The sequence below is a fragment of the Streptomyces sp. NBC_01214 genome (genome assembly GCF_026340975.1).
Classification (GTDB): Bacteria; Actinomycetota; Actinomycetes; order Streptomycetales; family Streptomycetaceae; genus Streptomyces.
Genome location: NZ_JAPEOS010000001.1, coordinates 1396149 through 1408567, shown reverse-complemented (window position 1 = coordinate 1408567; position 12419 = coordinate 1396149). Strand labels below are relative to the sequence as shown.

At 70.7% G+C, this 12419-nt stretch carries 11 protein-coding genes, 1 tRNA gene and 1 pseudogene; 5 read left to right on the top strand and 8 right to left on the bottom strand.

Annotation, left to right across the window (positions count from 1 at the left end; all coding sequences use genetic code 11):
• Positions 1-16: 16 nt before the first annotated feature.
• The 3 genes and pseudogenes from OG594_RS06710 (at position 17) to OG594_RS06700 (ending at position 1190) form a co-directional block, all read left to right on the top strand.
• Positions 17-358 carry a hypothetical protein gene (locus OG594_RS06710; RefSeq protein ID WP_266596139.1) on the top strand — a complete coding sequence of 114 codons (342 nt, stop codon included), beginning with the start codon at positions 17-19 and terminating at the stop codon, positions 356-358.
• A gap of 143 nt (positions 359-501) precedes the next feature.
• Positions 502-1126 (top strand): annotated as a pseudogene (locus OG594_RS06705) (hypothetical protein).
• A tRNA-Lys gene (locus tag OG594_RS06700) sits at positions 1117-1190 on the top strand. The pseudogene OG594_RS06705 and the gene OG594_RS06700 overlap by 10 nt, the downstream one beginning before the upstream one ends.
• Positions 1191-1278: 88 nt before the next feature.
• On the opposite strand, the gene OG594_RS06695 is transcribed toward OG594_RS06700, so the two are convergent.
• Complete coding sequence (locus OG594_RS06695) at positions 1279-2514, bottom strand: M6 family metalloprotease domain-containing protein (RefSeq protein ID WP_266596137.1); 1236 nt, start codon at positions 2512-2514, stop codon at positions 1279-1281.
• Positions 2515-2860: 346 nt separating this feature from the next.
• Here OG594_RS06695 and OG594_RS06690 point away from each other — a divergent pair, with 346 nt between their 5' ends.
• Positions 2861-4849 (top strand): bifunctional diguanylate cyclase/phosphodiesterase, encoded by a 1989-nt coding sequence (locus OG594_RS06690; RefSeq protein ID WP_266596135.1) that lies wholly within the window; start codon positions 2861-2863, stop codon positions 4847-4849.
• A gap of 130 nt (positions 4850-4979) precedes the next feature.
• On the opposite strand, the gene rsgA is transcribed toward OG594_RS06690, so the two are convergent.
• The 6 genes from rsgA to OG594_RS06660 form a co-directional block, all read right to left on the bottom strand.
• Positions 4980-5990 (bottom strand): ribosome small subunit-dependent GTPase A, encoded by a 1011-nt coding sequence (gene rsgA / locus OG594_RS06685; RefSeq protein ID WP_266596132.1) that lies wholly within the window; start codon positions 5988-5990, stop codon positions 4980-4982.
• Positions 5987-6652 (bottom strand): 2OG-Fe(II) oxygenase, encoded by a 666-nt coding sequence (locus tag OG594_RS06680; RefSeq protein WP_266596130.1) that lies wholly within the window; start codon positions 6650-6652, stop codon positions 5987-5989. Before OG594_RS06680 ends, rsgA begins: the two co-directional genes overlap by 4 nt.
• The gene (locus OG594_RS06675) at positions 6649-7935 is read right to left on the bottom strand and encodes an MFS transporter (RefSeq protein ID WP_266596128.1); all 1287 of its coding nucleotides are present in this window, start codon (positions 7933-7935) and stop codon (positions 6649-6651) included. The genes OG594_RS06680 and OG594_RS06675 overlap by 4 nt, the downstream gene beginning before the upstream one ends.
• Positions 7936-7942: 7 nt before the next feature.
• A complete protein-coding gene (locus tag OG594_RS06670) occupies positions 7943-9034 on the bottom strand; it encodes a cupin domain-containing protein (protein ID WP_266596126.1) in 1092 nt (363 codons plus the stop codon).
• Positions 9031-10254, bottom strand: a complete 1224-nt coding sequence (locus OG594_RS06665; RefSeq protein ID WP_266596123.1) for a cupin domain-containing protein — start codon at positions 10252-10254, stop codon at positions 9031-9033. The genes OG594_RS06670 and OG594_RS06665 overlap by 4 nt, the downstream gene beginning before the upstream one ends.
• Positions 10255-10633: 379 nt before the next feature.
• Positions 10634-11617, bottom strand: coding sequence for a helix-turn-helix transcriptional regulator (locus OG594_RS06660; protein WP_266596121.1), 984 nt, complete (start codon positions 11615-11617; stop codon positions 10634-10636).
• Between the two features lie 106 nt (positions 11618-11723).
• Here OG594_RS06660 and OG594_RS06655 point away from each other — a divergent pair, with 106 nt between their 5' ends.
• Complete coding sequence (locus OG594_RS06655) at positions 11724-11984, top strand: hypothetical protein (protein ID WP_266596119.1); 261 nt, start codon at positions 11724-11726, stop codon at positions 11982-11984.
• A gap of 134 nt (positions 11985-12118) precedes the next feature.
• Here OG594_RS06655 and OG594_RS06650 read toward each other — a convergent pair whose 3' ends face one another.
• Positions 12119-12418: a hypothetical protein gene (locus OG594_RS06650; protein WP_266596117.1), complete on the bottom strand. Its 300-nt coding sequence runs from the start codon at positions 12416-12418 to the stop codon at positions 12119-12121.
• Position 12419 lies beyond the last annotated feature (1 nt).

Here is a 12419-nt window from a genome sequence, read left to right as displayed (position 1 = left end):
CAGCAGGAGGACACGCATGGCAGAGCACGAGCGGACCGAGCGGCGGCTGCGGCCGGCGCCTCTGCTCTTCGAGCCCTCGGAGGCCGTGGCGGACCCCGAGCACTTCTTCGACCTGGAGTCGATCGAGGACCCTCAGGAGCTGCTGGTCCGTGCGACCGAGCTGACGCTGGCCTTCCGGGCCGCGCAGGAGCGGGCGGTGGAGTTCCAAGCCCTGGCGGCGGCCCAGCTGGCGGATCCCCGCCGGTTCGACCGGCTCTCACCGGCCCTGATCGCCGAACAGGCCGAGTGGACCGAGGACTACGCCCGCAAGATGATCGAATTCGGCGAGACCCTCCAGCGCGGCACGGGCACGCCGTAACTCCTCGATCGACCGCCGGAGGGGCCGGACGCCCGACCCCTCCGGCGGTTCGAGGGGCGCACCATACTCCGACGGCGGCCCCGCCGTCCCGGTTTTTCGTAACTCGCGGATACTAGTCCGCTACGGCGGGTAGACAGTGGCATATGACGACGCTGACGACGGCTCCCGGCTGCACCGCCCTCCATGCGCACGACGAGCGCACCCGCACCGCGCCCGCCACCCACGTCACCCACCAGGGCGCCGCCTGGCTCACCTCCGGAGCCGCCCACCCCCGACGCACCCTCGCGGTGTGGGAGGCGCGGCCCGGACTGCCCGCCACGCTGCCCTGCGGCGACCCCTTCGACGTCGTCAACGTGCCGCTCGTTCTCGGGCGCCGCATCCTCGACCTGCTCTGGGCCGAGGGCCCCGGCTCCGGGCCGGTCGCCGTACACCGCGGCCGGATGCTGCTCTTCGCCACTCCCGGCACCGCGCACCGGCTGCCGGCCCTCCTGGCGTGGGAGGAGTGGGGAGGCTCCCGCACCGCCCCGGCGCCGCTGTGCCACGGCCGGGGCGACGCCGTCACCGTGCCGCCGCTGGCCGCCACGCCCGGGCAGTCCCGGTGGCTCGTGGCCCCCGACGCGCGCGAGCCCTGGCTCCCCGGGCCCGAGGCCCTGCTCTGGGCCTTCGTACGGGCGGCCCGCACCCCCGCACCGACCGGACCTGGGGATATCGATTTTTCGTTCCGCCGATCCTCCTGCTAATGTCTTCCTCGTCAGCAAGCGCCGCTAGCTCAGTTGGTTAGAGCAGCTGACTCTTAATCAGCGGGTCCGGGGTTCGAGTCCCTGGCGGCGCACAGACGGAAGAAGGCCCCCACGCAAGTGGGGGCCTTCTTCGTTGTCCGGCGGGGCGCGCCGCGGTCCGCCCCGCGGCGCGCCCGGCAGTCAGGTCGTGATCTTCACCGTGTACGCGCCGGACCGGGTGCGGTCCGCGACCTCGATGGTGATCCGCTCCCCCGGCACCGTGTACGTCTCGCCGACCTCCAGCGGTGCGTCCGCCAGCGGCGGGTACACCGAGCGGTCCCAGCACGCCTCCGTCGACGGGTGCGCGTCCAGCACCTCGATCGGGCCGCCGCCCGACGACGCTTCGTTGCGCACCCGGTAGACCAGGACGCCCTCCGTGCAGGTGTCCCCGTCGTTGCCGGCGGAGCCCCGCGCCTCGACGGCGATCGCGCTGCCGGGGCCCGTACGGATCACCGCGAGCCGGGTGCCGCCCGTTCCGCCGCTCGGCGGGGCCTGGGCCAGCGGCTGCAGGGTGTGCAGCGAGGAGCCCGTCTGCACGCAGTCCACCTGGGAGGCGTCCAGCCAGCCCAGCTTCCACTTGTGCCAGGCGAAGAGGTCGGGGGCCATGCCGAACTGGCTGCCCATGACGTCCCAATCCCCGACGTAGGTGTCCCAGTCGCCCTTGCCGTCCGTGGGCCGGTGGTAGAGGTCGGGCAGGTCGAAGACGTGCCCGGTCTCGTGGGCGAGCACGTTCCGGTCCGGCGGGTGGCGCTCGAAGACGGTGACGATCCGCCGCAGTTCCGTGCCGTCCGCGACGATCGGGTGCTCGAAGTTGACGACCTTCGTGGCGTCGGAGTCCACGCCGGGCGCGTCCGGGTCGGCGACGAAGTAGACGACGTCGTACTTGCGGAAGTCCACCTGGGCGTCGGCGGTGGCGACCGCGTCCCGCAGGTAGGAGGCCCGGTCCCCGGGGGCCCAGTCCCGCTTTATCCCGTACGCGGTGGACGGCTTGGGCATCTGGATCCACTGCTTCTGCGGGTGCGGGACCAGCCGGAACCGCCCGTACGAAGCCTGCTGGAAGAAGTCGCTGGTGGCGGGGAAGTAGTCACCGACGATCTGGTCGGTGGTCAGGGCGCTGCGGTGGTCGGGGAAGGAGAGGAAGACCATGACGGCGTTGAGCGTGCGCACGGGTTTGGGGTAGGCGCCGTTCCAGGTGTCCAGGCCGAGGGAGTGGTGCGCCGAGGTGCGGGTCAGCGCGCAGGGTCCGGCTCCCGAATCGGCCACCGCGGGACCGGCGACGAGCGACATGGCGGCGAGCGCCGTCAGGGAGGTGAGCGCCGCGGCGGTACTTCGGATGCGGGAGCGTTCCACTCCCCCGGGTGTCTGCTGTCGCGCCACATCGACCTCCGGTGGTGGATTCGTGCCTGTTCATCCACCTTGAGGCGATTGTCTTACTAATGCCCTGTTCCGCTGCCCCACACGAGTGAGTAGTACGGCAAGTCGGTGACCCTCGAACTTCACGCCCCTGCCTACAGACAGTCACGACCGATCACCTGAGATCAGCAGGGGCCTCGGCATGCTCATAGGCGCGCAGAAACGATCGCCCGGTCTGAGGTCGCCGATCCGTCATCACGCCGAACCGAACCGTCTCAACCCGTGGCGCCGCTGGATAGGGCCTCCCCGCAGCCTCTATGATCGGCACACTTTCCTGCGCGGACACTCACGAACACTGCGGGAGCCAACGGTGAGCGGAACCTCAGAAGGAACCGGTTCGGCGGCCGACAGCATCCGATCGGCCATTACGGAGCGTCACCCGTCAGTGCCGGCAGTGCCGTCGGCGTCGGCCACTCAGGCCACCGAGGCCGCGCCGGCCTCGCCGTACCGCGCCGCCGACTCCGACCTGCGCGACTACCGGGCCGCTTTCAACGCGGCCCACCTCGCCATGGCCGTCGTCGACCGCGAGGGCTACGTGGTCGCCGCCAACCAGGCCTTCGCCGGGCTGCTCGGCAGCGAACCGCACGCGCTCGTCCACCGGCCCGCCGCCGACCTGGTCGACCTGGCCGCGGAGGCCCGCACCTGGGCCGCGTACCAGGAAGTGCTCCGCGGCCGACAGGCCCGACTGCGCTGCACCCGCCGCCTCAAACACCCCGACGGGCACTCGCTCTGGACCGAAGTCACCCTCGGACCCGTCCCCGACACCGGGGACGTCCTGCTGTCGGTGGCCGACATCAGCGACCGCCGCGACCTCCAGGCCCGCCTGCGCCACCTCCAGATGCACGACCCGGTCACGCGCCTGCCGAACCGCGCCCTGTTCTTCGAGCGGCTCTCCGCCGCCCTGGAGGCCGCCTCGTACGAACACGGCGGCGGCACGGGCCGGATCGGGCTGTGCTACCTGGACCTCGACGGGTTCAAGGCCGTCAACGACACCCTCGGCCACCGGGTCGGCGACCGGCTGCTCACCGCCGTCGCCGCCCGGCTGACCCAGTGCGCCGACCAGTCGGGCTACGGGCGCACCGGCGGGCACCTGGTCGCACGCCTCGGCGGCGACGAGTTCGCGCTGCTGGTCGAGGACTCCACCGGCACCGAACAACTCGCCGACCTGGCGCGCAGCGTGCTGACCGCCGTACAGGAACCCTTCGACCTGGCCGGGCAGCGACTGTCCGTCTCCGCCTCGATCGGGGTCGTGGAGCGGACGGCGACCGGCACCTCGGCGACCGGTCTGATGCAGGCCGCCGACACGACCCTGTACTGGGCCAAGGCGGACGGCAAGGCCCGCTGGACGCTGTTCGACCCGGAGCGCAACGCGCACCGCATGACCCGCCAAGCGCTCTCCTCCACGCTCCGGCCGGCCGTGGAACGAGAGGAATTCGAGCTGGAGTACCAGCCGCTGGTGGACCTGGAGAGCGGCGTGGTGCGCGGGGTCGAGGCCCTGGTGCGCTGGAACCACCCGCAGTTCGGCACGCTCACGCCGAATCGGTTCATCGGGATCGCCGAAGAGGACGGGTCCATCGTCCAGTTGGGGCAGTGGGTCCTGCGGACCGCCTGCCGGCAGGCCCGCCGCTGGCAGATCGAACGGCCCAGCGACTCCCCGGTCTTCGTGTCCGTCAACGTCGCCGTCCGGCAGGTCTGGGACTCGGACCTCGTGGGCGACGTCGCGGAGATCCTGGCCGAGACGGGCCTCGCCCCGCAGCTGCTGCAACTGGAGCTGACCGAGTCCGCGGTGATGGGCTCGGCCGGGCGCCCCCTCCAGGCCCTTCAGGCGCTCAGCGACATGGGCGTGCGGATCGCGATCGACGACTTCGGCACCGGCTACTCGAACCTCGCCTACCTCAGCAGACTTCCTGTATCAGTTCTGAAACTGGACGGCTCGTTCGTGCGCGGGTTCCGCTACGAGGAGGGCGCGCACCCGAACCCGGCCGACGAGACGATCGTCGAAGCCCTGGTCCAGCTCGCCCACCGGCTCGGCCTGACGGTGACCGCGGAATGCGTGGAGACCGCCGGACAGGCGGCGCGGCTGCGGCGCGTCGGCTGCGACACCGGTCAGGGCTGGCTCTACTCGCGGGCCGTGGCCCCGGACGCCATCGCCCGCATAATCGACCGCCAAGCGGCGGCAGCGGCCTCGGCTTCCGAACCCGTCTCGGCTTCCGCTTCGGCCTCGGCTTCCGCATCGGCTCCGGAATCCGCTCCGGCCGCCACACAGTCCGACGCGCCCACCCCGCACCCCCTCGGCTGAGAACCGGGAGGGGTACGGGACGGGGAGGGCCGGGTCCGGCCGGTGCAGCCGGGACGTCACACGTCCCGGCACAGGCCCGCCACCGCCCCGGCCGCCCGCGCCGCTCCCCCGTACCCGTCCGGGGTGACGCTCAGCGCCGGGTGGTGCGGCGTGCCTGCTTGCTGACGGCCTTCCACTGGCGGCGTACGTCGGCCATCTGGGCTGGATCCTCGCGGCGGCTGCGATAGGCGATCTCTGCCTGGAGTTTGCGCCAGGTGGTGAGCCGGTCGGCGTCCAGGGCACCGGTGTGGATGGCTTCTTCGACGGCGCAGTCGCCGTCGCCGTCGTGGCTACAGTCGCCGTACCGGCAGTACATGGCCAGGGCGGCGATGTCGGTGAAGACATCGTTGACGGACTCCTGTCCCGCGGCCACTTCCAGGGAACGGATGCCAGGGATGTCCAGAAGGACTCCGCCGCTGGACAACAGGTGCAGGCGCCGCGTGGTGGTGGTGTGGCGGCCACCGGCCCGGCCAGGGGCGGCGACTGTTTCGGCGGCGCCTTCGAGGGCGTTGAGCAGGGAGGTCTTGCCCGCGCCGGAGGGACCGAGCATGACTGCGGTGGTGCCGTGGGTGAGGTGGCTGCGTACGACGTCGAGGCCGTCGCCGGTAAAGACACTGACCGGGATGACGGGAACGCCGGGGCTGAGGTGTTCGGCGGTGGTGGTGTCCTCGGCGCCGCCGTCTTCGGTGGTGTCGCTCTTGGTGAGGATGAGAACGGGCTGGGCGCCGCTGTCCCAGGCCATGACGCTCAGGCGTTCGACCATGGTGGTGTTCAGCCCGCCGTCCAGCGGGACGACGACCAGAACGGTGTCGATGTTCGCCGCGAGGACCTGACGCCCGTGTTTGGCGGTCTGGCCCCGGCCGAGCGCGGTGGTGCGGGGGGCGACGGCGTGGATGCGGCCGTCGTGGCCGAGCCTGACCCAGTCGCCGGCAACGGGGGTAATCGGCAGGGAAGCTGCGGCGCTGGCGGTGTGTGCGATGAGGGTGCCGTCGTCGGAAGGCTGCAGAACGTCGCAGACGGTGCCATGGTTGACGACCGCTCGTGCCCATCCATGGCCACTGGGTGCCCGGCCGAGCCGGGTGACAGCGGGCGTAACGGTCATGGGGTGTCCTTGGTGGTGATGAAACCGGTCCAGGTGCGGCGCATACGGTCGCCCGCAGTGGTGTCGACGCGCTGGATGGCGTGCATGGTGTGGGCGCGGAAGATGACCAGGCGGTTGGGGCGAGGCAGGATGAGGGCCGGGTGCTTGGCGGTTTGCAGGAGGGCGGCACCATCGAGCGCGTCGGCGCGGGAAGCCTCGTCGATCAGGGCCAGGCCGCCGCCCCAGTCGGTGTTCCAAGTGCGGTGGGTGAAGTAGACGTAGGCCCCGATACGGCCGGCGCCGGCGTCGTTGTGCCAGCTCAGTCGGGAGCCGGCGGGGTAGCCCCACGCGCTGAGGGTGAGGGAGATGTGATCGGCCCGGCCGGTGGCGTCGAGCAGATCCAGATGGGCGGATATCTGTTCTTTGACGGCCCGCTGCCAGCGGGGCGCGTCGGGTGCGGTGTCGCCGAGGGCCTGCCTCTCCTCGCCGCCGCGGTAGGCGAATCCGTCGTACACCGGGTCGATGGTGCTGAGCACGGGCTTGAGGCGGATGCGCTCGTCGGCGGCGGCGTCGAAGTCGGCCTGAGGCAGCAGGTCGTCGATGACGACGTACCGGTCGCCGCGTGAGTGGACGCGGAAGTCCGGGCCGGTCGCGGAGGGTGCGTCAAGGGCGGCGAGGCTCATGCGGTCGCCTTCCCAGCCTGCCCGGCGAGGCGGACGGCAGGGATGCTCAGCAGGATGAGGAGAACGCCGACAACCGTGAAGACGGTGTCGTAGTGGTCGGCGAACAGACCGCCCAGGAGCATGCCGACCGGAACACCGGCGGCATTGACGAAGTTGTCCACGGAGCCGAGCCGGGAGAGGAACCGCTCGGGTATCTCGCTCTGGTACGTGGTGTCCCAGACGATGCCGCAAGCGGCGATGGTCAGAGAGGCCAGGGCGAAGGCGGCGCCGACGACGGCGGTGGGCAACTCGTCGCGCAGGGTGAGGGCGGCCAGTTGCAGGACGACGCCGATGGTGACGACGACGGATGCCGCCTTCCACGGATGCTGTTTCATCGCCATGACGGCCAAGGAGCCGACGAGGGAGCCGGCGGCGAGGCAGGTGGCGAGCAGCGACCAGGCGCCGGTGCCGCCGAGGGACTCTACGGCGATGACCGGGCCGGCGACGGCAGCCAGACCGATGCTGAGGGAGACCACGAACCACAGGGCCATGCCGAAGGAGAACCACGGATAGCGAGCCATGATCGGGAACGCGGCGCGGAAGCGGGTGTCGGTGTCCGCATGCGCCGCGCCAGCGTCGGATGCGGCCGGGGCGGTGCCGGGTTCGGCCTCCGTGCGCGGCGCCACCGGTTGGCCGGCGGGAGTGCGCAGGCGGGTGAGCCGGATCAGGCAGCCGAGGTTCACGGCGAAGGAGGCCACGTCGAGCCAGAGCACCCAGGAGAAGCCCACCGTGCTCATGAGGACACCGGCGAGAACGGGGCCGAGCAGGAAGCTCACATCGGCGAGGAGGGACAGCAGGCCGTTGGCCCACTGGAGCTTGTGCTCGGGGACCAGCTCGGGGGTCAGACCGATCTGGGCAGGGTTGTAAAGAGCGGTGCCCGCACCGTACACAGCGGCGGAGAGGCACAGGTGCCAGGTGTGCAGGGGCAGGGGACTGATCACGATGACGGCGAGCGTGCCCTGGGCGACGAGGCGCAGCACGTCGGCGCCGATCATCACCTTCACCCGGTCGTACTGGTCGGCGAGTCGGCCGCCGGTGGCGACGAGGAGGAAGCGGGTCGCCCACAGGGAGAGCAAGACCCACGTGAGTCCGGCTGCCGAGTTCGAGACCTGGTAGGCGGCCAGGGCGAACGCGACGGGGACGGGTGCGTCGCCGAGGCTGGAGGCGGCGTGACCCGTGAAGAACGTCGCGAAGCGGCGCTCCCGGAACATCGCGGCCCGGTCCTTGAACGTGGCGGTGAGCACAGGCGGGTCATCCTTCGCAGATTAGGAAGTCGTTGCGGGCGCCGAAGGCGACCAGTGCGCGCAGGTCGGCGGCAGGCAGGTCGGCTGCGTCGACCAGGGTGTCGAACGTGAGGGCACCGCCGCGGCTGAGGAGGGCGATGGTTCGTTCCAGGCGGCGGTCGAGGCGGATGCGCCGGCCCATGGTGGTGACCGTCAGGTGTTCGCCGTCGGTGGTGATGTACGGGGGGAACCGGCTGGCCCAGCGGATGCGTGTGGCGGGGCCGACATTTCCGGTCAGGGCGCTGCGCAGAGAGGCCCCGGCGCGGCGGTCGGGGCGCAGGGCCAGCCGGGCCGCGAGCCATTCCGTGTCGTGGGCGCGGTCCCTGGCGGCGGCGTGGGCGAGGTGGCCGACGGGTTCGCGGCCGGCGCGTGCCTCATCGCAGAGCTCGGCGAACGGCTCGTATCCGACCGTGAGGTGGACGGTGAGTTCGCCGGTGCCGCATACGCGGTGCGCGGTGTCGCGTGGCACGGACAGGCACATGCCGGGGGTGAGAACACGGTCGAGGCTGTCGTCCGCCAGGTCGAGGGAGCGTGCACCGGCGCGGGAGTCGACCTGCCAGCGCTTTCGGCCCAGGAGTTGCAGGATGAGTGCGTCGTGGCCGTCGCTGTGCAGGTCGAAGGCGGAGGCGTCGCCTGCGGTGATGTAGCAGTTGACCCACGCGCGGGCGCAGAGAAGGTACTCCAGAGCCTCGCACAGCAGCATGACGCGTTCGTCGAGCGCTTCGAGATGGCTGATGACGAGGGTCGCCCCGCGTTCGACGGCGCTGTGCAGATAGGCGGGGACGAGAGCGGTGTGCAGGATCTCGCCGTCGCCGACACGGGAGCGCATCCACCGGCTCCGGTCGATCTGGCGGCCGGACTCGACAAGGCGGAAGTTGGTAGCCAGTGCGCCCGGCCGAGCCAGCGCGGACCAGACTCCGGCCAGCAGGGCTTCCTGCGCGGTGTGGTCCTGGCCGGGGCCGGCGGGTTCGTGGAGGCGGACTCCGCCGGCCGGCGGCTGCTGCTCGCCCAGGCCCGCGAGCAGCGTGCGGGCGTGATGGAAGGCATCGAAAGCGGTCATGCGGCGATCACCGCTCCCAGGGTGCACAGGGCGCGGGCGAGCTCGACGCGGCTGTCGGGCTTCAGCTCGGCGGGCAGGAGCGCTGTCAGTTCGCTGAAGGTGAAGGGGTCGGGGGAGGCGGTCGCCCGCACCAGGGCGGTGAGGTCGGCCCGGCCCTCGAGGGGAACCGTGAGGGTACGGCCACGGGCGACGAGGGTGATGCCACCGGTGCGGGGGGCCACCGCGACGGCACCGGGCCGGGACCAGCGCAGCGGGCTGTCGGTGACGGGGGCCGAGCGGGGCAGGGCGGCGCGGTGGGGCCGGCTGAGGTGGCCGTTGGTGCGCAGGCGGAGCTGGGCGAGTGTCAGCTCGTGGGCGACGCGCTCGGCGAGAGGGGTCTCGGCGGTGTCGTCGGCCAGCAGGGTGCGGGCGCGATCGGCGACGGCGCGGGCGGGCGGGTAGGCCGGGAGGGGATCGGCCGGGTCCGCAGCGCGCCACAGCGCCTCGGTGATCAGGGAGCGCGTCCTGGCAGGGTAGAGGGTGAGTCCGAGAAATACGGCGGGGCCGAGGTTTCGGAAAACGTGATACGTGTCCTGCGGGATCAGCAGGAAGTCGCCGGGACGCAGAAGATAGCGTTCGGCGGAGCCGAGATGTTCCTCGATGTCGAAGGTGATGTGACCGAACGACGGGCTGGGGGTGATCCCAGAGTCGTCGAATGGGTTGTCATGCCAAACCCAGACCTCTTTGGGGGACGGTCCGAGGTGGAAGATGAGCGAGGGCTCGCCGTCTTTGTGGATGCCGAACGGTGTCCATCCGGAATGGGCGATGAAGGTGTACACATCGGTGCCGGACGGCAGTTCGTGGATCCCGTCGACTACGAGCTCCTCGACCATGCCGGCGACTTCGGCGCACAGTTGAAGGTTCCAGCTGGAGATGTCGTTGACAGCCAGGCACGCCTCGTCGCTGCCGGCCGTACGGGCCAGCCACTCAACTGCGCTCTCGCCATCGGCGAGGGGCGTCTCCACGAAACGCTTGGTGAGTAGATAGTCGAAGGCACCGGGGCGGAAGGCGCGCAGACGCAAGTCACCAGGCGCGTGGCGGGTCGCCGTCCGCAGGCTGTCGTCGATCAGCCGACCGAGATGCCGTGGGTCGGTGACCAGGCCGGGGAGGAAGACGGTGCTCGTGAAGTCCGGAGCGTGGGCCGCCGCGAACGCCTTCCAGGTCTTCGTATCGATGCTCATTCAACTCACCACTCGCTCGGGGAATACGGCCGGCGCGGCCGGCTGTCCCTATGGACAGCCGGCCGCGTGACGGTGCGGACCTCAGTGGCCGACGTCCCGACGCGGGCTGAACTCGGCCTCGAAGTCGTAGTTGTCGTCTTCGAGGATCTCCATGACGAGGTTCTGCTCGTTCTCCATGATGTGAAATTCCCTTTCATTCGATTCTGCTTTGCTGGTACTTCCGACACGAGGTCGGAAAGTTTCCCGGATTGGAATGAGCCGGCCCGCCGAGCGAGTTGTCCGTGCACTTCCCTGTTCCGTTCTGAGAACAACTCTGACACTCCCTCAAGGGTGTTGTCATCCATTCTTCTTGGCACAGAATGCACCTGGCACAGTCGTGTCACAGGAGGCCTCTCTGCGCGGCCTGGAGGCCCAGCTGAAAACGGCTGCCGGCGTTGAACCGTTCAGTGAGACCGGAGATCATCCGGCGTTCGCTGCGCAGGGAGATGCCGAGTCTGCGGGCCGCTGCCTCGTCGGTCAGCCCTTCGGCCAGGAAGCGCAGCAGCGCCCGTTCCTGCTGTGAGCACGGGGCGGGGGTGCCGTCCGCGTCCTCCACCTCGGCCGCCATGTCCCACAGGTACGTGAAAAGGGCGCGCAGCCCCATCAGGACGCTGGACTCGGTCAGCAGGACGACGCCGGTGTCGGGATCGTCCGGGTCCAGAGGCATGACGGCGCGCGCACCGTCGACGATGCGCAGGTGCAGCGGCAGGGAGGGCAGGGTGCGGATCTCGGCGCCGGCCTGCACCAGGCGCTGCACGGCCGTGCGGCGCTGCGGCGAGCCCTCGACGCTGGCCAGATGGAGTACGCGCACGCGCACGCCTCGGGCGAGCAGGTCGAGATGGATGGGCACATCGAGGTCCCACGGGCCGCCGGACGCGGCGGTGGGGGCGAAGGCGAGGACTTCACCACGGGCCTGTACGGACAGGTCGGACTGGATCCGGTGCACGGCCTCAGCGCCGGTGAAGCGTTCCACGCGCGCGGCGGCCGTACGGCCGTGCGCGGTGTAGTCGGCGAGGAGGTCATCGACGGCGGAACGGCTCGCGTCAATCTCCATCTGGGTGCGGGCGAGTTCGTTCTGGCGGCGCTCCAGGAGCGCACCGAGCCCGGCCCGGGGCGGTACGAGCAGCGGTGTGCCCGGGGGTGAGCCGTCCGTGCCCGCCGTGCGCAGCAGGGCGAGGTCGGCGAGCGTGTCCAGCGCCCGGATGACGGCGGACCGGTCCTGGTCCAGCGCCTGGACCAGCTGGTCCACACCCCAGGAAGGATGCTCCAGCATGAGCCGGTAGACCGTCTCCGTGTCGGAGTCGAGTCCGAGTACGCCCAGCATCAGAGTCCCCCTACGGTCGTGTGATGCCGGGCACATGTGTGCCGCGGCATGTTCGTGGCTTCGCCAGATCTGGGACAAGGCCCGTGACGTACGGCACACTCGGGGCGTGCACCTCGTCGAGTTCGCCTTCGCCAAGCCGCAGGACGCGCCGGTACTGACCGGCGACGTCGTGCTCGCCGCCCTGTGGTCGGCGGCCGGCCCTGACGACGGCGTGGAGCACATCCGTCTGCACATGAGCCGGGCCGGCGCCCGGGGCGCCGCGTTCCTGCTCGCCTCTGACGGGGAGAGCGCCGTACGGCAGTGCCGTGCGGTGTGCCGGCGGGCTCTTGAGATCTCCACCGCCCTGCGCGACTGGCGACTGGTCTGACCAGGCAGGCGTGACGCCTCTCGGCCCGAGGGGGGCGAGGCAGGTGTTCCGGTGACTGCGCCGTCCTGAAGGAACAGCAGTCGGTGGGTACGGCCCGGCCGCGGTGGCACGCTGGAAACGGGACAGTGGCGTGGTCACGCCGACGCATCAGGCGGCAGATAGCGGCGCCGCATCAACGGTGAAGCCGCGTGGCAGCGGCGAAGCAGGGAGTTGGCGCGGTGTGTCGTGCTGCGGAAGCCGGGCGCGGTGGGATCGAGGGTGAGCAGGCACATCAGCACGTCGACGCGGTCCCGCTCGGCACGTCCGGAGGCATGCTCCAAGCCGTCCTCGGGTGTCGTATGGGCCCATAGGGCGTCCAGCACCTCCGACACCTCGCTCTTCGGCTCGGCATGCACCCTGGTGCGGCGGTTCAGGCTGGCGTAGATGATGTCCATC